Source organism: Marinomonas sp. MED121 (assembly GCF_000153025.1).
In the GTDB taxonomy this organism is placed as follows: domain Bacteria; phylum Pseudomonadota; class Gammaproteobacteria; order Pseudomonadales; family Marinomonadaceae; genus Marinomonas.
This window is the reverse complement of the sequence record NZ_CH672430.1, coordinates 1-22,854: the sequence shown is the minus strand read 5'-3', so window position 1 is coordinate 22,854 and position 22,854 is coordinate 1. Positions and strand designations below refer to the sequence as shown.

The window sequence follows — 22,854 nt, the reverse complement described above, 5'->3', positions numbered from 1 at the left end:
ATCCTGCCCATGTTATTGTTGTTAACTGACTATTTGAGTCAATCATTTACATTTTTTGCAGTCTTTAACTATCTCTCTTTAAGAGCGATTTTAGGTGTGTTAACTGCTTTTGTTATTGCGCTGATTATTGGTGGGCCTGTTATAAGAATGCTGCAAAATCTGCAAATAGGGCAGGCTGTACGAAGTGATGGGCCTCAGTCCCATTTAAGTAAAGCGGGTACGCCAACCATGGGTGGCGCCATGATTATTTTCTCTATTGCTGTCAGTACTTTGCTCTGGGGTGATTTGAGTAACGAATATGTTTGGGTCGTGTTGTTAGTTATGTTGGCTTTTGGTGCGATTGGTTGGGTGGATGACTATCGTAAAGTTGTCGAAAAAAACCCACGGGGTTTGCCTGCTAAATGGAAATACTTCTGGCAGAGTTTATTTGGTTTGTTGGCAGCTGTTTATCTTTATATGAACGCCTCAACACCGGCTGAAACTGAGTTGATCGTGCCTATTTTTAAAGATGTTGTGTTGCCCATGGGGATCTTTTTCATTGTCTTAACTTACTTTGTCATTGTGGGTACCAGTAATGCGGTTAACTTAACGGATGGTTTGGATGGGCTAGCTATATTGCCAACCGTGTTAGTGGGTGGCGCGCTGGGTGTGTTTGCTTATTTAACAGGTAATGTGCGATTTTCAGAATACCTGCTGATTCCTTATGTTGGTGGGGCAGGTGAAATTGTGGTTTTTTGTGCTGCGTTAGTCGGTGCTGGTTTAGGTTTCTTATGGTTTAACACTTACCCTGCACAGGTCTTTATGGGCGATGTTGGTTCTCTCGCTCTAGGTGCTGCTTTGGGTGTGATTGCAGTGATTGTTCGCCAAGAAATCGTGCTCTTTATTATGGGGGGCGTCTTTGTTATGGAGACGGTGTCCGTCATCTTGCAGGTAGGGTCCTATAAATTAACTAAGCGTCGAATTTTTAGAATGGCACCTATACATCATCATTTTGAGCTTAAAGGTTGGGCTGAGCCAAAAGTCATTGTGCGTTTTTGGATTATTACGGTTTGTCTTGTGTTAATCGGTTTTGCCACATTAAAAGTTCGATAAGGATAGCCGTATGTCATTAATAGGGTCTGATAAAATTCGTGCAGTTGTGGGTCTGGGTATTACGGGCTTGTCCTGTGCAAAATTCTTGGCAGCTAAAGAATTAGATTTTTATGTGGTTGACTCGAGAGAAGCACCGCCTGGCCTTGATGAAGTCAAGGCGCTGGTTCCTGAGGACCGTATTTTTACAGGCAGCTTGGATAAGCTTTTAGAGTTGCCTGTTACTGAACTTTTTGTTAGCCCTGGTGTTGCTCTGGCGGAACCTGTTTTGCAAACATTGGCAGAGCAAGGTGTGCAAATGCGTGGTGATATTGATTTGTTCTGTGAGCATGTCAATGCACCGCTTGTTGCTATCACAGGGTCAAATGCGAAAAGCACTGTGACAACCATGGTGGCCGATATGCTTCTAGCTTCAGGTAAGAATGTCGCTGTGGGGGGGAACCTAGGTCAACCTGCATTGGATTTGTTAACGCACACACCGGACTATTATGTGCTTGAGTTGTCTAGTTTTCAGCTAGAAACCACCCGAGTCTTGAATGCAAAAGTGGCGTGTATTCTTAATGTTAGTGAAGATCATATGGATAGGTATGACTCTTTATATGACTATCAGAGGGTGAAGCAAAAGGTTTATCGAAATTGTGAGTCTGCTGTTTGTAATAAGCAGGATATTTTGACGGCACCTTTGTTGCCTGCTGGCACCCCGGTTGGTGTTTTTACAACAGGGTTAGCAGATCTGAATGAATTTGGTTTGATTGAGGATGAGGGTTTTTGGCTTTGTCATGGGGTTAAACGACTTTACCACTCTTCTGATATCAGATTAAAAGGCAAGCATAACTATGCCAACTTTTTGGCATCGTTTGCTATGTTGCATTTGTTGGGGGTCGAACTTAAAAGTGATGCAATTGCGGAATATTTAAAGACGTTTTCGGGGTTGGCTCATCGCTGTGAATTTATCGCTGAGCACCAAGGTGTGACTTATATTAATGATTCAAAAGGGACAAATGTTGGTGCCACTCTTGCGGCATTGGAGGGTTTGGGCTCTAAACATAGGAATATTCATTTAATCTTGGGTGGTAAGGGGAAAGGCGCTGACTTTTCGCCTTTGTTGTCAAGTATTCAGCAATATGTGAAATCTGTTTCCGTATTTGGTGAGGATGCGAAGATTATTATTGGTGCCTTGGGTGCAGTAGACAACCTCTCTCATTATCAAGATTTAGATGAGGTCATGGTTGGGTGTGTTGAGCAAGCCGTTGCTGACGATATTGTGCTATTTTCGCCTGCGTGTGCGAGCTTTGATCAGTTTGCAAGTTATGTGGCAAGAGGGGAATACTTTACTTCTTTGGTCAGGGCGTTATGACGCCAAATAAATTTATCAATAGAATATCTTTAAAGGAGCTATATGAAATAGATTTTATTTTCATTTGCTCCTTGTTTGCTATTTTGGTGATGGGTTTTGTGATGGTGTCCAGTGCCTCTGTCTCTGTCTCCGATGACCTATTTGGTCACCCTTATCATTTTATGACGCGTCAACTTATTTATCTTGTTCTTGCTATCTTGGTTGGCGTGTTGGTTGTGAATATCTCCACTGATACGCTTCAGCGTTGGGGTGTCGCCATGATGCTCCTCTCTCTCTTTTTACTCCTCTTGGTGCTCATGCCTGGTATAGGTAAGAGTGTTAATGGCAGTCAGCGCTGGATTAACCTGATTGTATTTAATTTGCAAGCGTCCGAAGTCGCCAAAGTGTGCATGGTTGTGTATATGTCTGGTTATTTAGTGAGACGTGCAGATCAGGTGAGAGAGCAGTGGAGTGGCTTTATTATCCCCTTAGGCTTGACCTTCTGTTTTTTAGTGCTGCTATTGCTCGAACCTGATTTCGGTGCGTCCGTTGTTTTGTTGGGTACCGTGATGGCGATGCTTTTTTTGGGTGGGGCTAGGGTCTATCAGTTCATTTTAGTACTCTTTATTGCCTGCTGTGCATTAGCTGTTGTGGCTGTTTCTGAAAGTTATCGAATGAAGCGTTTAATGAACTTTATTGACCCTTGGGCTGATCCGTTCAATGAGGGCTATCAGTTAAGTCAGGCTTTGATTGCTTACGGACGAGGTGAATGGTTTGGTTTAGGTTTGGGTAATAGTGTTCAAAAACTTTCTTATTTGCCTGAAGCACATACGGATTTTGTGTTTTCAATTTGGGTGGAAGAAACAGGCATGTTGGGTGGCATAGTTTTAATTTTGTTATTCGCAGTGCTTGTTAGTCGAATTTTTAGAATTGGTAATAAAGCTTTGAGTTTATCACGGCCTTTTGCTGGTTATATGTGTTATGGTTTTTCTATTTTGATCGTAGCGCAAGTGGTAATTAATGTTGGGGTAAATACTGGTTTTTTGCCTACTAAGGGATTAACACTGCCTTTGATTAGTTATGGCGGGAGTAGTTTGATTATTACCTTGTGTAGCCTGTTTATTGTGGCGCGGGTAAATATTGAAAATAACCGACTCGACATTGAAGGTGTGAATGAGAAAAGGTCGAAAAATATAAAAGATTCGAACAAGGTTATTAATGAATAAAAAACGTGTATTAATTATGGCAGGCGGAACAGGAGGGCACATCTATCCTGCGTTAGCGTGTGCAGAGCTTCTTGCGTCTCAAGGTTATGAAGTTAGATGGCTAGGTTCAAAAGGTGGGATGGAGTTAGATTTAGTCCCTCAGCATAATATTGAAATTGATGCCATTGCCATTAAAGGTGTTCGAGGGAATGGGATAAAAGGTTTATTGCTGGCACCTTTGCGCGTTTTGTATGCCATAGGTCAATCTATCGCTTTAGTTAGGCGATTCCGCCCCCATGTTGTTTTGGGTATGGGGGGCTTTGTTGCAGGCCCTGGTGGTGTTGCTGCAAGACTTTGCTCTATTCCTCTGGTGGTGCATGAGCAAAATGCGATTGCAGGCACAACCAATAAATTACTGTCAAAAATAGCCACAAAAATTCTACAGGCTTTTGCCGGCGCGTTACCAAAGGGGCAAACCGTCGGTAATCCGGTGCGTGCTGATATACTTGAACTTAAGTCAAAGCCTGAAGGTTATCGTCAAGGTCGTCCCTTAAAGCTCCTTGTTGTCGGAGGGAGCTTAGGTGCGCAAGCTATTAATACTTTAATGCCGCAAGTTTTATCCCAGTGGGGTGGCGATGTCAGGCTCGATGTTTGGCATCAAACAGGTAAGCGCAATATCGATTCTGTAGCAGCTTTGTATGAGGATGCCCAAGTTGAAGCGCGTGTAGATGCTTATATTGAAAATATGAATGATGCCTATTATTGGGCGGATGTTGTGCTTTGCCGTGCTGGTGCCATGACAATCAGTGAACTTGCGATAGCAGGTTTGCCTTCGATATTAGTGCCATTCCCCTATGCTATTGATGATCATCAGACAAAAAATGCAAAAAGCCTAGTGATGGTTGGTGCAGCTAAATTAATGGCGCAGGATGAATTGAATTTATCTTCATTAACTCAGGTTCTTGAGGAATTTGTAAGTGATGAAGGTTTGCTAAATAAGATGGGGGCAGCAGCAAAGCGTGTTGCTTATCCAAATGCCACGCAAAATGTCGTGGCTGAATGTAAAAGGTTGATTAAACATGATTAGAGAGCAAGGACAACAAGTATTACCAACGATGCGTCGTATTCAAAATATTCACTTTATCGGTATTGGTGGCGTGGGGATGTGTGGTATCGCAGAGGTATTACATAACCAAGGCTATACGGTATCTGGCTCTGACTTAAATGAGTCTGTCACGACTAAACGACTGTCGGATTTAGGGATTAAGGTCTTTTATGGGCATGATGCTAGTAATGTTGAGAGTGCTCATGTCATTGTTGTTTCAACGGCAATTAATATTGAAAACCCAGAAATTAAATGGGGGAAGGAAAATCGAATTCCGATAGTGCGCCGTGCAGAAATGTTGGCTGAGCTTATGCGTTATCGTCACGGTATTGCGGTGGCGGGAACCCATGGCAAGACAACAACGACAAGTTTAATGGCGTCTGTCTTGGCGGCAACAGGTGATGCGCCTACTTTCGTTATCGGTGGTCGATTAACCAGTGCAGGCACAAATGCTCAATTGGGCAGTAGTAAGTATTTAGTGGCTGAAGCAGATGAAAGTGATGCTTCGTTTCTGCATTTGCAGCCACACTCTGCCATTGTTACCAATATTGATGAAGATCATATGGATACCTATGGTGGTGATTTTGAGAAGGTTAAGCATACTTTTGTTGAGTTTCTTCATAACTTGCCATTTTACGGTATGGCGGTGCTATGTGTTGATGATGAAAATGTCAGGGAGATTTTGCCTCAGGTTAGTCGCCCTATTTTGACTTATGGTATTGAGCATGAGGCTGATTTTTATGCAACAGATCTAGTGCAAACTGGCCGTTATTGTGAGTTTGTTGCTCATCGACCTAATTTAGAGCCTATTCGTATTCGCCTGCCTATGCCGGGTAAGCATAATGTGCTAAATGCTTTGGCAACCATTGCTGTAGCAACTGATTTAGGGGTTGAAGCTGTTGCGATTCAAGCCGGTTTAATGGGGTTTGAAGGGGTTGGTAGACGTTTTCAAGAGCAGTCTCCGTTGGCCTTGCCTAAATCTGGTGAAGTCATGTTTATCGATGATTATGGGCACCATCCTCGTGAGGTTGAGGTGACCATAGATGCAATTCGAGATGGTTGGCCGGATAAACGTTTGGTGATGATTTATCAGCCCCATAGATTCTCACGTACCCGTGACTTATATGAAGACTTCGTTAAAGTGCTATCTAAGGTTGATGTGCTCTTGTTGTTGGATGTATATGCCGCAGGAGAAGCGCCTGTGAATGGAGCTGATAGCCGAGCTCTGTGTGCCAGTATTAGGCAGCGTGGTGCTGTAGATCCGATTCACGTTGGTAAGGATGAGGACTTGTCTTCGATTTTAGCGAATGTGTTACGTGATGGTGACCTTATGATTACACAAGGTGCTGGTGATATCGGCTTGATTTCTAAATCTCTTTCTCTACATGGTTTAAAGGGGTTGGCTGAATGAGCTTAAAAGCTGCAAAGATCCTTGTGATATATGGTGGTCGTTGTGCAGAAAGGGAAGTCTCTCTGCAAAGTGGTGGCTTGGTGTTAGCAGCATTGCAGGAGAGTGGTTATCAGGCCACTGGTTTGGATTTATATGGACAGGACTTATCTTTGAACCCTGTTGAGCAATTGCAATCAGCTGATTTTGATTTGGCTTTTATCGCCTTGCATGGTGGTGAGGGAGAAGATGGTCGAATTCAGGCATTGCTGGAGTTAATGGGTAAGCCTTATACCGGCAGTTCTCCTCTTGCGTGTGGTTTTGCTATGGATAAAGTGTTATCCAAAAAGTACTGGCAAGGTATTGGCGTGCCAACCCCGACTTACTTAGCTTTTAGAGCACCCGATGCTTCAGATATAGATGCGATTGAAGATGAATTAGCTTATCCGGTTATTGTAAAGCCATCGCGAGAAGGCTCTACGATTGGCATTAATAAAGCAAATGATAGAACGCAATTAGAATCAGCCTTAGCTAAGGCTAGAGAATATGATTCTGATGTCTTGGTTGAGCAGTTTATCGCAGGGCCTGAGTTTACGGTCACCATTATTGATGATGTTGCCTATCCTGTGATCGGTCTAAAGGCGTCTGATGAGCATGAATTGTATGATTATGATGCTAAATACATTGCTAATGATACCCAGTACTTATTGCCTTCGGGTTTGTTAGAAGATGATGAGTTATATGTGCAAAAAATCGCATTGGATGCTTATCAGTCTTTAGGGTGTTCCGGTTGGGGGCGAGTGGATGTCATGCAAGATCAAGCGGGTGTTTTTTGGGTGTTGGAAGTGAATACTTCGCCAGGGATGACGTCTCACAGTTTGGTGCCAATGTCGGCTGCTTATGTGGATATTTCTTACTCAGCGTTAGTGGAGAAAATAGCGCAAGCGGCTTGGGCGCAATCATTACAAGACGAGAAGAGATGATCCGGTGCGAATAGCTGCATTGTTAGGGGCCTTCTTGTTATTTTTGTTGGCTTTTCTTCAAGGAGAGGCAGAATCAAGAGGTTGGTTTAGTATTGCTGACGTTGAGGTTGAGGGGCGTTTTAAATATGCCTCACAGCAAGAACTAAATCTCGCTTACGATGTCTTTGTTGGGCAGAGTTTATTGTTTTCATCGGTAAAAGAGTTCTCTGCTCTTGCAAGCCAGCTTGCTTGGGTTGACTCTGTCAGCGTGAGAAAGATTTGGCCTAATAGGTTGATTGTTACCGTTGTAGAAGAGGAGCCTGTTGCGAATTGGCGTGATGGGCAGATAATTACCGCTCAGGGCGAGGTTATTTTACCGCCTAGGTCGGCTAATTTGCCGTTGCCTAATTTGCAAGGGCCAAAAGGTATGAGTCGCCATGTGCTTGAGCAGTTCAGATTGGTGAGTCAGGTGTTAACGAATTCTGATTTGAAAGTGAAAACACTTGAGCTGGAAGAGCGTGGCGCTTGGAATGTCTATTTTACGAATGGTCTGTTGGTGAAATTGGGTCGAGATGAGATTCTCTCTAGGTTGCAGCGTTTTATTGCCGTGTATAAATCTGATTTATCGGGTAGAATGGCGAATATTGAAAGTATCGATGCAAGATACCCTCATGGTATAGCTGTTGCTTGGCAAACCATTGAAAAGTAGAAGTGGCTTGATACTTGCTTAATGGCTAAATTAACATCTTTAAATTTGCTTTTTTTTATTGGAAGAATGAATGATAGTTGGACTTGACGTTGGAACATCAAAAGTAGTTTGCCTTGTTGGTGAGGTGATGGCTGATGGACGTCTTGAAATTGTAGGAATAGGCTCCCATGCGGCTAAAGGTATGAAGCGTGGTGCCGTTATCAATATAGAGTCTACCGTGCAATCGATTCAGCGTGCGGTCGAAGAAGCTGAGTTGATGGCAGGCTGCAATATACATTCTGTTTATGTCAGTGTGGCAGGTAGCCATATTAGAAGTTTAAATTCCCATGGCATAGTCGCAGTTAAAGATGGTGAAGTGCATGAGGCGGATATTGAGCGAGTGATTGACGCTGCTCAGGCTGTTCCTATTCCTTCTGACCAGAGAGTGCTACATATATTGCCGCAAGAGTACAGTATCGACTCTCAGGAAGGGATCAAAGACCCTTCTGGCATGTCTGGTGTTCGCTTGGAAGCAAATGTACATCTGATTTCTGGTGCCGCAAATGCGGTAATGAATATTGAAAAGTGTATTAAACGATGTGGGTTAGGTGTTGATGGTGTCATTTTATCGCAGCTTGCCTCTAGTCATTCTTCTTTGAGTGATGATGAAAAAGATTTAGGTGTTTGCTTGGTTGATATTGGCGCTGGTACCGCAGATATGGCGGTCTGGATAGATGGTGCGATTCATCATACTTCCGTTGTGCCTGTTGCGGGTGATCAAGTGACAAACGATATCTCTATGGCGTTAAGAACACCAACACAGCATGCTGAAAATATTAAAGTTCAATATGCGTGTGCTTTGTCTTCTCTAGCGGGTGCAGATCAAAATATTGAAGTGCCAAGTGTTGGAGATAGACAATCAAGGTCAATATCGCGTCATGCTTTAGCAGAAGTGGTTGAAGCAAGATACGAAGAAATTTTTAGTTTGGTGCTCGATGAATTGCGCCGAAGTGGATATGCGGAGCGTATTCCAGCTGGCATAGTTGTGACAGGTGGTACCTCTTTAATGGAAGGGGCGACAGAGTTAGCGGAGCGAGTGTTTGATATGCCGGTTCGCATGTCGGTCCCAGTAAGTGTGAAAGGGATGTCTGATATTGTAGATAATCCAATCTTTTCGACAGGTGTTGGTTTAATTATGTATGGCATTGATGAATCGGACTTAGGAATGGCTCAGCAGCATGTGAGTTCACTTAAGGTTGAAGAATCAAAGCATAGTGTTAAATCTGAATCCACCGCGGAAGCTGCGAATAAAATGTGGCGGAATATGAAAAGTTGGGTTAAAAGTAATTTTTAGTCAAGGGTTGACATCGATTAGAATTGAGGAGCGATAAGCCCATGAATGTCTTTGATTTGGCAGAAGAAAATTTATCCGATAACGCGATTATTAAAGTTGTTGGTGTTGGTGGCGGTGGCGGTAATGCTGTGCGTCATATGTTGGAGAATCAGTTAGAAGGTGTTGAGTTTATATGCGCCAATACGGATTCTAAAGCTTTGGTGGGTATTGATTCTGGTATGTCTTTACAGCTAGGTTCAGCCATCACTAAAGGTCTTGGTGCAGGGGCAAATCCTGAAGTTGGAAGAGATTCTGCGCTAGAAGATCAAGAAAAAATTACAGAATTATTATCTGGTGCCGATATGGTATTTATCACAGCAGGAATGGGTGGTGGAACCGGGACAGGAGCTGCGCCAGTAATTGCTAAAGTAGCACGTGATCTAGGTATTCTTACTGTTGCTGTTGTGACTAAGCCGTTTCCTTTTGAGGGGCGTCGAAGAGCAAAAGTTGCTGAAGCCGGTGTTAAAGAGTTAAGAGATAATGTTGATTCTTTGATTATTGTGCCCAACGAGCGTTTGTTACCTGTTTTAGGTAAAAATATATCGCTACTGAAGGCGTTTGGTGAAGCAAATAATGTGCTCTTTAATGCTGTTCAAGGTATTACAGATTTGATTATGCGACCTGGTCTGATTAACGTCGACTTCGCAGATGTAAGAACTGTAATGTCTGAAATGGGAATGGCCATGATGGGCATTGGTGCTTCAACAGGGGAAGATAGGGCGTTGGTTGCGGCTGAGTCTGCGATTCATAACCCTTTGCTAGAGGATATTAACTTAAAAGGCGCACGTGGTGTGTTGGTTAATATTACTGCCAATGAAGAAGTTGGTCTGTCTGAGTTTACTGAGGTGGGTAATATCATCGAAGAGTATGCTTCAGAAGATGCAACAGTTGTTATTGGTTGTGCAATCGATCCTAGTGTTGGTGATGAGATGCGAGTAACTGTTGTTGCAACAGGTTTGGAGTCAGCTCAGGCTGCTCAACAAGCGGCAGCACAGGTAGCACAAGTTGCTGAAAAAGCGGCTCCAGTTCAAATGGCGGCGCCCGCTCAGCAGGTAGTAAATAGTGCTGTTGATTCTACTCGAGTTGAGACGGTATCAGTGACTAGAGGGAATGTTGGGGAAGTGGCTTCCAATCGTTCTGTTGATGTTGAAAAGACGGAGCGAGTAGAGGCTGGAACGAATGCCAATCCTCAGGCAGATGAAGATAAATTGTCTTATCTGGATATACCGGCATTCTTACGCCGACAAGCGGATTAGATTTTAGCTTGTTGTAAATTGTTAATGCTCTATAATTGCGTTGTAACTGAGTTGTTAAATTGTTACTATTCGCGAATTATTGTAGCTCTGGTCATAAAACTGTAGGAATATCATGGTACGTCAACGCACTCTTAAAAATGTAATCCGCGCAACTGGTGTTGGATTACACTCTGGCGAAAAGGTTTATCTCACTCTAAAACCTGCCCCTGCTAACACAGGTATTGTTTTGTCCGTACAGATCTAGAGCCCGCAGTTGAAATTACAGCAGATGCCTCTGCTGTAGGATCAACTAATTTTGCAACTGTACTTTGTCAAGGTGAGGTGAGTATAAGTACGGTAGAGCATCTATTATCGGCAATGGCTGGTTTAGGTGTTGATAATGCCTATGTTGAAGTTAGTGCAAGTGAATTGCCGCTAATGGATGGTAGTGCTAGCCCATTTGTTTTCTTACTTCAATCTGCCGGTATTGAAGAGCAAGATGCCTATAAGAAATTTATTCGCATTTTGAAGCCTATCACGGTTGAAGACGGTGATAAGGTTGCAAGTCTGAAACCTCACTCTGGTTTTAAGCTTTCTTTTACCATTGATTTTGATCATCCTGCTATTGGTGAAGATGTTCAGTCTACCTCAGTTGATTTCTCTACCACTGCGTTTATTAAAGAAATTTGTCGAGCACGTACTTTTGGTTTTATGAAGGATATTGAGTACTTTAAAACCAATAATTTAGCACGTGGTGCAAATATGGAAAACGCGGTAGTACTTGATGAATATCGAGTGCTTAATGAAGAAGGTTTACGCTATCGCGATGAGCTTGTAAGGCATAAGGTTCTTGATGCAATTGGTGATTTATACCTTCTTGGTCATAGTCTGATTGGTGAGTATACCGCTCATAAATCAGGGCACGCCTTAAATAATAAGCTTTTACACCAACTACTTGAGCAAAAAGATGCTTGGGAATATGTTGTTTATGAAGATAAAGAGCAAGCTGTTCCTATTTCTTATGTAGAGCCTATCGCGGTAGGTTAATCTGCAAAGATTGAGTTTTTCAAAAAAGCCGGACAAATGTCCGGCTTTTTTGTGTCTATCACCTTGATATTATGTGATTAGTTCATATCTACCATGGTAGACTGTGTTTAATATTAACTGGCTGAGTTGAGTTCAAGATGTTAGGAAATGTCATAAAAAAAGTCATTGGTACGAAAAATGACCGCGAAGTAAAGCGATTAAAAAAACTTGTAAATCAAATTAATCAATTTGAGCCAGCACTTGAAGCCTTATCAGATGAGCAGCTTTCAGAAAAGACGAGTGAATTTAGAGCGAGATTAGAAATAGGTGAGAGTTTAGATGTACTTTTGTCTGAAGCGTTTGCGACGGTAAGGGAAGCGAGTAAACGTGTTATGGGGATGCGTCATTTCGACGTGCAGATGATAGGTGGCATGGTGTTGCATGAAGGCCGTATCTCTGAAATGAGAACGGGTGAAGGTAAAACCTTGGTAGCGACCTTGGCTGTTTACTTGAATGCTTTGCCAGCCAAAGGTGTTCACGTTATTACAGTGAATGATTATCTTGCTAGTCGTGATGCGAACTGGATGAGACCTTTGTATGAATTCTTGGGTCTATCTGTGGGTGTTGTTGTATCTGGGCAGGAAAAAGAAGAAAAGCGCAACGCTTATGCTGCCGATATCACTTACGGAACAAATAATGAGTTTGGCTTTGATTACCTCAGAGACAATATGGTTTTTCGCCTGGAAGATAGAGTGCAACGTGACCTAGCCTTCGCTGTTATTGATGAGGTTGATTCTATCCTTATTGATGAGGCGCGTACGCCGCTTATCATTTCTGGGGCTGTAGAAGACAGTTCTGAGCAATATCGAAAAATTAATAAACTTGCTCCCCTTCTTGAGCGTCAAGAAATGGAAGGTGATGAGGTTAAAGTTGAAGGTCATTTTGTTTTTGATGAGTCTCAAAAAAGTGTCGAACTGACTGAGGCTGGGCATACCTATGTTGAAGATTGGCTAGTAGAGCAATCTATGTTAGCCGAAGGTGATAGCCTTTATGCTGCAGCAAATTTAGGTTTGTTGCACCACGTGCATGCTTGTCTAAGAGCGCATGTGGTTTTCCAAAAGAATGTTGACTATGTGGTCCAGGGTGGCGAAGTCGTTATTGTTGATGAGCACACTGGGCGAACAATGGCGGGTCGTCGTTGGTCAGAAGGTATTCATCAGGCTGTTGAGGCAAAAGAAGGGGTTGATATTCAACCAGAAAGTCAAACGTTGGCATCGACTACCTTTCAGAACTTCTTCCGTCTTTATGAAAAATTAGCGGGTATGACTGGGACGGCAGATACCGAGGCATTTGAATTTCAGCAAATTTATGATTTAAGTGTTGTGGTTATTCCGACTAATAAGCGGGTGCAGAGAAAAGACTTTAATGATCTTATCTTTATGTCTACGCAAGAGAAGTTTGATTCGATTGTTAAAGATATTGAAGAGAATGTTAATAATGGTCGCCCTGTTCTGGTGGGTACAGCCTCTATCGAATATTCAGAGCTTTTATCAAAATACTTAAATGATAAAGGTGTAAAGCATAACGTTCTGAATGCAAAACAGCATGAGCGAGAGGCGCAAATCGTTGCGGAGGCAGGGAAACCTGGTGCAGTGACGATTGCTACCAATATGGCGGGTCGTGGTACTGACATCGTATTGGGCGGTAATCTTCAGGTGGAATTGGCTGAACTGAATAATCCAACTGATGAAGATAAAGCTAAGCTTGAGAAGGATTGGGCCGAGCGCAATCAGTCTGTTTTAGCGGCAGGTGGTTTGCATATTATTGGTACCGAGCGCCATGAGTCTCGACGTATTGATAATCAATTGCGTGGTCGTGCTGGTCGTCAAGGTGATGTAGGTTCTTCAAGATTCTACTTATCCCTTGAAGATAATTTAATGCGTATCTTTATGTCTGACCGTATCAAGCGAATGATGCAGGCGTTAGGAATGGAGAAAGGTGAGGCGATTGAACATAAGATGGTCTCCAATGCGATAGAAAAAGCGCAGCGTAAAGTTGAGGGCAGAAACTTTGATATTCGTAAGCAGCTTCTAGAATACGATGATGTTGCTAATGATCAGCGACAAGTTATTTATAGCCAGCGTTATGACATGATGGTCAGTAATGACCTGTCTTCTGCTGTGATCGCTATGAGAGAAGATGTGGTTGCAGGTGTAATCGATGAATATATTGCGCCGCAAAGCATGTTTGATCAATGGGATCTTGAAGGGCTTGAGGAAAGGTTGAAGTCTGACTTTAGTTTGGATATGCCGATTCAAGAATGGGTGAAAGAAGATAAAAAATTATACGAAGAGCCACTTCGTCAACGTATTTTATCCAGCTTTATCGAAAACTATCAGGCCAAAGAAGAGATTGCTGGAGAAGAGTCTCTGCGCATGTTTGAAAAGCAAGTTCTTTTGCAGGTACTAGATACATTGTGGAAAGAGCACCTTCAAACCATGGATATGTTGCGTCAAGGTATTCACCTTCGCGGTTATGCGCAAAAGAATCCAAAGCAAGAATATAAGCGTGAATCGTTTGAGTTGTTTCAAGGCTTACTTGAGCAGATTAAATTTGATGTTGTTCAAATTGTTACCCAGGTAAAAGTGCAGTCTCCAGATGAAGCAGCCAAGATAGAAGAAGCGCGTCGTCAAGCTGAGTCAAATATGAAGATGACAATGACACATGCTTCGCCAACGCAAGAAGAGGGTGTTGACGAATCTGTAGAGCCGCAAGAAACGGTTCCGCGAGTGGGTCGTAATGAGCCTTGTCCTTGTGGGTCAGGTAAGAAGTATAAGCATTGTCATGGTCGTTTGGTTTAGGGGGTTGTAATGGCGGTAGGTAATGGTGAGTTTCCTTCTATCAATCAGATTGATGGCTTGCGTTTAGGTGTTGCAGAAGCGGGTATTAAGTATCCTGGCAGAAAAGATTTAGTTGCCTTCGAAATTTGCGAAGGGGCTTCGGTAGCGGGTGTTTTCACTTTGAATGCATTTTGTGCTGCTCCGGTTACCTTATCAAAAAAACACATGGCTCAAGCGCAATCTCGTATGTTAGTTATTAATACGGGTAATGCCAATGCAGGTACAGGTGTGCAAGGCATGAAAGATGCTGAGCGTATGTGTGAAGCGATGGGGTTGGCAGCGGGCTTGGATGCGAATCAAGTGTTGCCTTTTTCGACCGGCGTAATTGGTGAGCCTCTGCCGATTGAAAAAATTGTAACGGCTATGCCTAGTCTTGTTGCATCATTTGGTAATACCTCATGGCAGGATGCTGCTTTAGGCATTATGACAACAGATACAAGGCCAAAAGGCGCGGTTAGGCAGTTTACCTTTGATGGAAAAACCTATTCTTTAGCGGGTGTTTCTAAAGGGGCAGGCATGATTAAGCCTAATATGGCGACTATGCTTGGCTTCGTTGCAACGGATGTCAATGTAGAGCAGGCTTTTCTACAGAGTTTGTTAAAAGAGGTTACAGATCAAAGTTTCAATCGCATCACGATTGATAGTGATACCTCTACAAATGATTCATGTATTCTGATCGCTACAGGCAAGGCTGATAATCCGCAAATTGTGGATTCAGCGTCTGAGTTTGCGCAAGTGTTTATTGCTGAGTTAACTTCCATTATGCAAGAGCTTGCGCATGCGATTGTGCGTGATGGTGAAGGGGCGACTAAGTTTGTTGAAATTGAAGTCAGCGGTGCTCGCACTCAAGATGAAGCGGCGAAAGTAGCGTTTGAAATTGGTCATTCGCCTTTGGTTAAGACGGCACTTTTTGCGTCTGACCCAAATTGGGGGCGAATTTTGGCTGTTGTTGGTCGTGCTGGTGTCGAATCATTGGATGTTGAGAGAGTGCAAATCTTTATTAACGATGTTCAGATTGTCGAAAATGGTGGGCGTGCTGCAAGTTACACTGAAGAGCTTGGTCAGCAAGCAATGACACCAGAGGAAATAAACATTCAAGTTCAACTTGGCCTAGGTGACGCTGTTGATCGGGTTTGGACAACGGATCTGTCTCATGAGTATGTGACGATTAATGCTGAGTATCGAACCTGATGTTTGTTCGAGTGGCGGCCGGTATTATTGTTCGTGATGGAGAGATCTTTTTGGCTAAGCGAACAAAAGAGCAGCACCAAGGTGGGCTTTGGGAGTTTCCAGGCGGTAAGTGTGAGTCGCATGAAACACCAGAGCAGGCGCTTGTGAGGGAATTGCAGGAAGAGGTGGGCATTACTCCTCTTTCGCCAAAATTGTTTGAAGAAGTTGAGCATGACTATGGTGATAAGCGAGTTTGCTTGTATTTCTTTTTGGTTGATTCATTTGCGGGAGAAGCCAAAGGCAATGAAGGGCAACTCACGGCTTGGTTCGATTCTTCTGAGCTGGCGAATCTGGATTTTCCTGCAGCGAATAAGGTGATTGTAGAAAAATTGCTGAATTCTTGAATTTGTGTGTTAAAAAAAACGGCCTTTGGGCCGTTTTTTTTGTTTTAAGCAGGTGTTTTAGTTATGACATTATTTGGGATAATAGTTGCCTCACTGTTGCCGGCTCAAAAGGTTTGTCGCAGATAGCGTCAACACCTGCTTGAGCGATGTTTGATAGGTGTGTTTCGTTTGCTTCAGAGCTCACCATTAGTACGGGAATATGGGAAAATTCACCTGAGTTGCGTACTGCTTCAGTAAGTTCTCTGCCATCCATTTCTGGCATGTTGTAGTCAGTGATGATCAAATCAAACGCTTCTGTTTGGAGAAGTTTTATTGCCTCCACCCCGTTTTCGGCTTGCTTGGGCTCTTGAATACCCATGCCATCCAGTACTCGTGAGATGTGTTTTCTGGCAAGTCGGCTATCGTCAACAATAAGCACTCTTAAGAGTTTTGTGTCGAATAGTTCAAGTTCAATCTCATCTTCACTAATAATGTCTATGGTGGCTTTTAATGCTCGCGTAATTGCTTCTGAGGTGAAGGGTTTTGGTAGGATCGCGAGTACACCAGACTGTCTGAGTTGCTCCAAGTAGGATTTGTTTCTTTCGCTTGAGATAAGCATAAAGGCTTGATGTTCGGTGTTTTCATTGTGGCGAATTTTTTGTAAAAAATCATCGGCATTGCCATCTTCAAAGTACATGGCGCTGATAACAAGATCAGGCTGATAATCTTCGAGTATGTTGAGTGCGTTTGCAATTGAATTAGCGCTTTCTATTTGGCTAACGCCGCTCTCTTGTAGGGCTCTATGGATAAGTTTTTGTTGAACATCGGAAGGCTCAACCAATAATATTGACAGTTCTTGTATTCCTACTAGATTGCTCATTTCTATTTTCTCTATGCTTGAAGTCTGTTACTAACAATAACGTTACCATATATTTGCACTTTCTAATTGGGTTAAAATGTATCTTTAATTTACAAACTTTATTTTTTTTGAGGGTTTTATGTCTGTTGCCAGTGCTTGTCATATTTTGACAAAAAGCAAAGCTGAATGTGAGAAGGTCAAAGCGTTATTGGATAAGGGTGGAGACTTTCATCAGTTGGCTAAAAAGTACTCTACTTGCCCATCGGCTAAAAAAGGTGGTGATCTTGGGGAGTTTAGAAAAGGTGACATGGTGAAAGCGTTCGATAAGGCTGTGTTTAATGGCCCTTTGCTTAAAGTACAGGGGCCTATTAAAACGCAGTTTGGTTTTCATTTGATTAAAGTCTTGTATCGTAATTAATTTTTTAAAAGGTGTGTTTGATGGATCCAATTAAATTAACTGATGATTACTTTGTATTGCCTCAGATAGCTGAGCTAGATGTTGCTGAGTTGGCTTCTTTGGGGTTTGATATTATTGTCAATAATCGTCCAGATAATGAATCAGAGGGCCAACCGTTATCAGCGGATTTAGCTCAAAAGTCTGCTGATTTAGGGGTTGAATATGTTTATAACCCAATCGATTTGTCTAAGCTTTCTCAAACTAACTTGGATGTACAGCAAGAAGTTTTGTCTTCGGGTAAGAAGGTTTTGGCATTTTGTCGTACTGGTACTAGATCGTCTGTGCTTTGGGTGTTAAATAACCAGGTTGAGTATGGTTTTGATGCGCTTGTTGAAAAAGTAAGTGGAAAAGGGTTTGATTTAGCGCGTTGTTTGCCTGCAATGGAGCCCTTTAGAAAAGCTTAATTGCTCAAATTGCCGTGTTAGTACCTAGGTACAATAGTTTTTATAGCCAAATCGTTTATTTTGTTAAGTAATCGGAAAACTATTATGACTTAGGTGCTAAATATGAGTGATGGACAGGTATCTTTTGCAACTTTGGGTAAAGCGGTTGGTTTTGTTTTACAAGTTGATGGCGGAGTACGTGCTCAATCAATTGATGGACAAGAACGTCCATTAAAAGTTGGCGATCCCATTTTTTATGGGGAAACGGTTGTTTCGCAAGGTGTTGGTACCGCTGTCATTGAGTTTGTAGATGGCAATCATATTGTTATAGGCCAAAAGTCAATAGTTGAAATAACTGATGAAGTATTTACCGAAAAAGAAAATGAAGAGTTAACCGCGGAGGCGGCAGCCGAAGCTGAAGCCCTCCAAGAAGCCATTCTAGCCGGCCTTGACCCGACGCAAATCCAAGAGGCACCTGCTGCCGGTGAAACAACGGATGGCTCAGATGCTCAAACAAATACCGATGTTGATGTCCTTCGTGATAATAGTTTTGCCTTACCTGAATATGGTTATGATACCGATGATACGCCTGCAGAAAGCCAAGATAATACCCGTGAAATTGAGGCTAACCAAGATTCAACTGCCGATGAGGGTAATGACCTAACAGTTTCGGTTTCCAGTGCCAATATTGGCTTTGTGAATGCCATTGAATCTTCTAATGTTTCAAGCTCTTTGTCTGGTGTTGACCCTGATATTGTGAGTGTTACCGTTACTTATTCCGATGGTGCAAACCAAATAACGGTTAACGCAACAAATTCTGGCTCTGATTGGAGTACAGGTGCGACGGACATCAGTAGCCTTGCTGATGGTACGATTAGTGTTAGCGCTCTTGTTACCGACTCTTCAGGTAACTCTTCTGCGGTAACCGATTCTTTTACTTTAGATACTACAGCCGATGCGGGTACTGTGACGGTTGATGCTATTACCTCTGATGATGTGATTGATGCTTCTGAAGCGACAAGTACCATCTCAGTAACAGGTACAGCAACAGGTGGTGATATTTCAACCGGTGATACCGTTACTTTGGTTATCAATGGCACAACTTATACCACTACCGTAGCGGCCGATAATACCTGGTCTGTTGATGTGGCAGGCGCTGACCTGGCTGCAGATACCGCATTTGATGTCGTTGTTACCTCTAATGATGCGGCAGGTAATACTGTCGACTCAACAGCATCCTCAAGTCATACCCTTGATGATACAAGCTTACAGATTAATATCGATATTGACCCTATTACCGATGATTCGGTTCTCAATGCTACTGAAGTTGCTGGCGATGTTATTGTTACCGGTTCGGTGACAGGCGATGCTTTTGATACTGGCCTTGTGACTTTAACTGTTAATGGTGTGAATTATACCGGCTCGGTTGAAAATGGCACTTTCTCTATCAGTGTTCCTGGTTCTGAATTATCGGCTGACTCTGATACTACTGTGGCAGCAAGTGTTCAGGTGTCTAATGCTGTCGGCCAAGAAGGTATTGCAGACTCTACTGAGAAATACTTTGTAGACACCAGTGCCAGAGCAACTATTCGTGTTAATTCAATTACCTCTGATGACGTAATTAATGCCAGTGAAGCGGCTGGCACTGTTACCGTTAGTGGTAGGGTTGGTTTTGATGCTCAAGCTGGAGATACCGTCACTCTTGAAATTAATGGAACGACCTATACCGCAACTGTCCAAAGCAATAAAACATGGAGTGTTGAAGTAGCAGGTAGTGACCTTACACAAGATACGTCTTTCGAGGCGAGTGTCACTGGCCAAGACTCATCTGGTAATAGTTACTCAGCTAGCACAACCTCAACTCATACGGTAGATACCTCAGCGACAGCGGGAACAGTGACCGTGAATGCGATTACTTCTGATGACGTGATCAACGCGAGCGAAGCCGCCGGCACAGTGTCCGTGACAGGTACGGCGATAGGTGGCGATATCGCAGAAGGCGATGTTGTGACCATGACGGTCAATGGTGAAGACTACACAACCACAGTTGATGAGGATGGCAACTGGACAGTGGATGTTGCAGGTAGCGACTTGGCAGCGGACACGGCGTTCGATGCGGTTGTTGAGTCAAGCGATGCGGCCGGAAACACAGTCGTAAGCTCAGGCTCTTCAACTCATACAGTCAATGTAGCGCCAGTTGCTGAAGCCGCAACAGGTGCGGTGGCAGAAGACGCGAGCATCACAGGCACCATCAGTGCCAGCGATGTGGATCTGGCTGACGATGCGAGCTTGGTGTTCAGCACCGAGTCAACAGTCGAAGGCTTGACGCTGAATGCGGACGGTTCTTACAGCTTCGATGCGTCGTCTTACGACAGCTTGGAAGCAGGTGAAACACAGGTGATAACAATCCCTGTGACCGTGACCGACGACCAAAATGCGACCGACACAACGACCTTAACGATTACCGTGACCGGCACAAACGATGCGCCAGTTGCTGAAGCCGCAACAGGTGCGGTGGCAGAAGACGCGAGCATCACAGGCACCATCAGTGCCAGCGATGTGGATCTGGCTGACGATGCGAGCTTGGTGTTCAGCACCGAGTCAACAGTCGAAGGCTTGACGCTGAATGCGGACGGTTCTTACAGCTTCGATGCGTCGTCTTACGACAGCTTGGAAGCAGGTGAAACACAGGTGATAACAATCCCTGTGACCGTGACCGACGACCAAAATGCGACCGACACAACGACCTTAACGATTACCGTGACCGGCACAAACGATGCGCCAGTTGCTGAAGCCGCAACAGGTGCGGTGGCAGAAGACGCGAGCATCACAGGCACCATCAGTGCCAGCGATGTGGATCTGGCTGACGATGCGAGCTTGGTGTTCAGCACCGAGTCAACAGTCGAAGGCTTGACGCTGAATGCGGACGGTTCTTACAGCTTCGATGCGTCGTCTTACGACAGCTTGGAAGCAGGTGAAACACAGGTGATAACAATCCCTGTGACCGTGACCGACGACCAAAATGCGACCGACACAACGACCTTAACGATTACCGTGACCGGCACAAACGATGCGCCAGTTGCTGAAGCCGCAACAGGTGCGGTGGCAGAAGACGCGAGCATCACAGGCACCATCAGTGCCAGCGATGTGGATCTGGCTGACGATGCGAGCTTGGTGTTCAGCACCGAGTCAACAGTCGAAGGCTTGACGCTGAATGCGGACGGTTCTTACAGCTTCGATGCGTCGTCTTACGACAGCTTGGAAGCAGGTGAAACACAGGTGATAACAATCCCTGTGACCGTGACCGACGACCAAAATGCGACCGACACAACGACCTTAACGATTACCGTGACCGGCACAAACGATGCGCCAGTTGCTGAAGCCGCAACAGGTGCGGTGGCAGAAGACGCGAGCATCACAGGCACCATCAGTGCCAGCGATGTGGATCTGGCTGACGATGCGAGCTTGGTGTTCAGCACCGAGTCAACAGTCGAAGGCTTGACGCTGAATGCGGACGGTTCTTACAGCTTCGATGCGTCGTCTTACGACAGCTTGGAAGCAGGTGAAACACAGGTGATAACAATCCCTGTGACCGTGACCGACGACCAAAATGCGACCGACACAACGACCTTAACGATTACCGTGACCGGCACAAACGATGCGCCAGTTGCTGAAGCCGCAACAGGTGCGGTGGCAGAAGACGCGAGCATCACAGGCACCATCAGTGCCAGCGATGTGGATCTGGCTGACGATGCGAGCTTGGTGTTCAGCACCGAGTCAACAGTCGAAGGCTTGACGCTGAATGCGGACGGTTCTTACAGCTTCGATGCGTCGTCTTACGACAGCTTGGAAGCAGGTGAAACACAGGTGATAACAATCCCTGTGACCGTGACCGACGACCAAAATGCGACCGACACAACGACCTTAACGATTACCGTGACCGGCACAAACGATGCGCCAGTTGCTGAAGCCGCAACAGGTGCGGTGGCAGAAGACGCGAGCATCACAGGCACCATCAGTGCCAGCGATGTGGATCTGGCTGACGATGCGAGCTTGGTGTTCAGCACCGAGTCAACAGTCGAAGGCTTGACGCTGAATGCGGACGGTTCTTACAGCTTCGATGCGTCGTCTTACGACAGCTTGGAAGCAGGTGAAACACAGGTGATAACAATCCCTGTGACCGTGACCGACGACCAAAATGCGACCGACACAACGACCTTAACGATTACCGTGACCGGCACAAACGATGCGCCAGTTGCTGAAGCCGCAACAGGTGCGGTGGCAGAAGACGCGAGCATCACAGGCACCATCAGTGCCAGCGATGTGGATCTGGCTGACGATGCGAGCTTGGTGTTCAGCACCGAGTCAACAGTCGAAGGCTTGACGCTGAATGCGGACGGTTCTTACAGCTTCGATGCGTCGTCTTACGACAGCTTGGAAGCAGGTGAAACACAGGTGATAACAATCCCTGTGACCGTGACCGACGACCAAAATGCGACCGACACAACGACCTTAACGATTACCGTGACCGGCACAAACGATGCGCCAGTTGCTGAAGCCGCAACAGGTGCGGTGGCAGAAGACGCGAGCATCACAGGCACCATCAGTGCCAGCGATGTGGATCTGGCTGACGATGCGAGCTTGGTGTTCAGCACCGAGTCAACAGTCGAAGGCTTGACGCTGAATGCGGACGGTTCTTACAGCTTCGATGCGTCGTCTTACGACAGCTTGGAAGCAGGTGAAACACAGGTGATAACAATCCCTGTGACCGTGACCGACGACCAAAATGCGACCGACACAACGACCTTAACGATTACCGTGACCGGCACAAACGATGCGCCAGTTGCTGAAGCCGCAACAGGTGCGGTGGCAGAAGACGCGAGCATCACAGGCACCATCAGTGCCAGCGATGTGGATCTGGCTGACGATGCGAGCTTGGTGTTCAGCACCGAGTCAACAGTCGAAGGCTTGACGCTGAATGCGGACGGTTCTTACAGCTTCGATGCGTCGTCTTACGACAGCTTGGAAGCAGGTGAAACACAGGTGATAACAATCCCTGTGACCGTGACCGACGACCAAAATGCGACCGACACAACGACCTTAACGATTACCGTGACCGGCACAAACGATGCGCCAGTTGCTGAAGCCGCAACAGGTGCGGTGGCAGAAGACGCGAGCATCACAGGCACCATCAGTGCCAGCGATGTGGATCTGGCTGACGATGCGAGCTTGGTGTTCAGCACCGAGTCAACAGTCGAAGGCTGACGCTGAATGCG

At 44.8% G+C, this 22,854-nt stretch carries 16 protein-coding genes and 1 pseudogene; 16 read left to right on the top strand and 1 reads right to left on the bottom strand.

What is annotated here, in order from left to right; genetic code table 11:
- The first annotated feature begins 9 nt into the window (after nt 1–9).
- The 13 genes and pseudogenes from mraY (at nt 10) to mutT (ending at nt 15,900) form a co-directional block, all read left to right on the top strand.
- A complete protein-coding gene (gene mraY / locus MED121_RS08045; RefSeq protein WP_009833159.1) occupies nt 10–1,092 on the top strand; it encodes a phospho-N-acetylmuramoyl-pentapeptide-transferase in 1,083 nt (360 codons plus the stop codon).
- A 10-nt stretch (nt 1,093–1,102) separates the two neighbouring features.
- The gene (gene murD / locus MED121_RS08040; RefSeq protein WP_009833158.1) at nt 1,103–2,446 is read left to right on the top strand and encodes a UDP-N-acetylmuramoyl-L-alanine--D-glutamate ligase; all 1,344 of its coding nucleotides are present in this window, start codon (nt 1,103–1,105) and stop codon (nt 2,444–2,446) included.
- Nucleotides 2,443–3,651 (top strand): putative lipid II flippase FtsW, encoded by a 1,209-nt coding sequence (ftsW, locus tag MED121_RS08035; RefSeq protein ID WP_009833157.1) that lies wholly within the window; start codon nt 2,443–2,445, stop codon nt 3,649–3,651. The genes murD and ftsW overlap by 4 nt, the downstream gene beginning before the upstream one ends.
- Nucleotides 3,644–4,717, top strand: a complete 1,074-nt coding sequence (gene murG, locus MED121_RS08030) for an undecaprenyldiphospho-muramoylpentapeptide beta-N-acetylglucosaminyltransferase (RefSeq protein ID WP_009833156.1) — start codon at nt 3,644–3,646, stop codon at nt 4,715–4,717. The genes ftsW and murG overlap by 8 nt, the downstream gene beginning before the upstream one ends.
- Nucleotides 4,710–6,146 (top strand): UDP-N-acetylmuramate--L-alanine ligase, encoded by a 1,437-nt coding sequence (gene murC, locus MED121_RS08025; RefSeq protein ID WP_009833155.1) that lies wholly within the window; start codon nt 4,710–4,712, stop codon nt 6,144–6,146. Before murG ends, murC begins: the two co-directional genes overlap by 8 nt.
- Nucleotides 6,143–7,105, top strand: a complete 963-nt coding sequence (locus tag MED121_RS08020; protein ID WP_009833154.1) for a D-alanine--D-alanine ligase — start codon at nt 6,143–6,145, stop codon at nt 7,103–7,105. The genes murC and MED121_RS08020 overlap by 4 nt, the downstream gene beginning before the upstream one ends.
- 4 nt (nt 7,106–7,109) lie before the next feature.
- Nucleotides 7,110–7,793: a cell division protein FtsQ/DivIB gene (locus MED121_RS08015; RefSeq protein WP_009833153.1), complete on the top strand. Its 684-nt coding sequence runs from the start codon at nt 7,110–7,112 to the stop codon at nt 7,791–7,793.
- Nucleotides 7,794–7,863: 70 nt separating this feature from the next.
- Complete coding sequence (gene ftsA / locus MED121_RS08010) at nt 7,864–9,126, top strand: cell division protein FtsA (RefSeq protein ID WP_009833152.1); 1,263 nt, start codon at nt 7,864–7,866, stop codon at nt 9,124–9,126.
- A gap of 41 nt (nt 9,127–9,167) precedes the next feature.
- Nucleotides 9,168–10,421: a cell division protein FtsZ gene (ftsZ, locus tag MED121_RS08005; protein WP_009833151.1), complete on the top strand. Its 1,254-nt coding sequence runs from the start codon at nt 9,168–9,170 to the stop codon at nt 10,419–10,421.
- Nucleotides 10,422–10,533: 112 nt separating this feature from the next.
- Nucleotides 10,534–11,447 (top strand): annotated as a pseudogene (lpxC, locus tag MED121_RS08000) (UDP-3-O-acyl-N-acetylglucosamine deacetylase).
- Nucleotides 11,448–11,584: 137 nt separating this feature from the next.
- Nucleotides 11,585–14,287, top strand: coding sequence for a preprotein translocase subunit SecA (gene secA, locus MED121_RS07995; protein WP_009833149.1), 2,703 nt, complete (start codon nt 11,585–11,587; stop codon nt 14,285–14,287).
- 9 nt (nt 14,288–14,296) lie between these two features.
- Entirely contained in the window at nt 14,297–15,517 is a 1,221-nt protein-coding gene (argJ, locus tag MED121_RS07990; protein WP_009833148.1) for a bifunctional glutamate N-acetyltransferase/amino-acid acetyltransferase ArgJ, read from the top strand.
- Entirely contained in the window at nt 15,517–15,900 is a 384-nt protein-coding gene (gene mutT, locus MED121_RS07985; protein WP_009833147.1) for an 8-oxo-dGTP diphosphatase MutT, read from the top strand. The genes argJ and mutT overlap by 1 nt, the downstream gene beginning before the upstream one ends.
- A 61-nt stretch (nt 15,901–15,961) precedes the next feature.
- Here mutT and MED121_RS07980 read toward each other — a convergent pair whose 3' ends face one another.
- Entirely contained in the window at nt 15,962–16,759 is a 798-nt protein-coding gene (locus tag MED121_RS07980; RefSeq protein ID WP_009833146.1) for a response regulator, read from the bottom strand.
- Nucleotides 16,760–16,877: 118 nt separating this feature from the next.
- On the opposite strand from MED121_RS07980, the gene MED121_RS07975 reads away from it, so the two are divergent.
- From MED121_RS07975 to MED121_RS07965, 3 genes are all read left to right on the top strand, one after another.
- On the top strand, nt 16,878–17,156 hold the full coding sequence (locus tag MED121_RS07975; protein WP_009833145.1) for a peptidylprolyl isomerase: 279 nt from the start codon (nt 16,878–16,880) through the stop codon (nt 17,154–17,156).
- 20 nt (nt 17,157–17,176) lie between these two features.
- Nucleotides 17,177–17,599 (top strand): TIGR01244 family sulfur transferase, encoded by a 423-nt coding sequence (locus MED121_RS07970; RefSeq protein ID WP_009833144.1) that lies wholly within the window; start codon nt 17,177–17,179, stop codon nt 17,597–17,599.
- Between the two features lie 102 nt (nt 17,600–17,701).
- The gene (locus MED121_RS07965; protein ID WP_009833143.1) at nt 17,702–22,843 is read left to right on the top strand and encodes a VCBS domain-containing protein; all 5,142 of its coding nucleotides are present in this window, start codon (nt 17,702–17,704) and stop codon (nt 22,841–22,843) included.
- Nucleotides 22,844–22,854 lie beyond the last annotated feature (11 nt).

Excerpts from the sequence above, each read along its gene's own strand:
- mraY (WP_009833159.1), top strand. The coding sequence starts at position 10 with ATGTTATTGTTGTTAACTGACTATTTGAGTCAATCATTTACATTTTTT.
- murD (WP_009833158.1), top strand. The coding sequence starts at position 1,103 with ATGTCATTAATAGGGTCTGATAAAATTCGTGCAGTTGTGGGTCTGGGT.
- ftsW (WP_009833157.1), top strand. The coding sequence starts at position 2,443 with ATGACGCCAAATAAATTTATCAATAGAATATCTTTAAAGGAGCTATAT.
- murG (WP_009833156.1), top strand. The coding sequence starts at position 3,644 with ATGAATAAAAAACGTGTATTAATTATGGCAGGCGGAACAGGAGGGCAC.
- murC (WP_009833155.1), top strand. The coding sequence starts at position 4,710 with ATGATTAGAGAGCAAGGACAACAAGTATTACCAACGATGCGTCGTATT.
- MED121_RS08020 (WP_009833154.1), top strand. The coding sequence starts at position 6,143 with ATGAGCTTAAAAGCTGCAAAGATCCTTGTGATATATGGTGGTCGTTGT.
- ftsA (WP_009833152.1), top strand. The coding sequence starts at position 7,864 with ATGATAGTTGGACTTGACGTTGGAACATCAAAAGTAGTTTGCCTTGTT.
- ftsZ (WP_009833151.1), top strand. The coding sequence starts at position 9,168 with ATGAATGTCTTTGATTTGGCAGAAGAAAATTTATCCGATAACGCGATT.
- secA (WP_009833149.1), top strand. The coding sequence starts at position 11,585 with ATGTTAGGAAATGTCATAAAAAAAGTCATTGGTACGAAAAATGACCGC.
- argJ (WP_009833148.1), top strand. The coding sequence starts at position 14,297 with ATGGCGGTAGGTAATGGTGAGTTTCCTTCTATCAATCAGATTGATGGC.
- mutT (WP_009833147.1), top strand. The coding sequence starts at position 15,517 with ATGTTTGTTCGAGTGGCGGCCGGTATTATTGTTCGTGATGGAGAGATC.
- MED121_RS07980 (WP_009833146.1), bottom strand. The coding sequence starts at position 16,759 with ATGAGCAATCTAGTAGGAATACAAGAACTGTCAATATTATTGGTTGAG.
- MED121_RS07975 (WP_009833145.1), top strand. The coding sequence starts at position 16,878 with ATGTCTGTTGCCAGTGCTTGTCATATTTTGACAAAAAGCAAAGCTGAA.
- MED121_RS07970 (WP_009833144.1), top strand. The coding sequence starts at position 17,177 with ATGGATCCAATTAAATTAACTGATGATTACTTTGTATTGCCTCAGATA.
- MED121_RS07965 (WP_009833143.1), top strand. The coding sequence starts at position 17,702 with ATGAGTGATGGACAGGTATCTTTTGCAACTTTGGGTAAAGCGGTTGGT.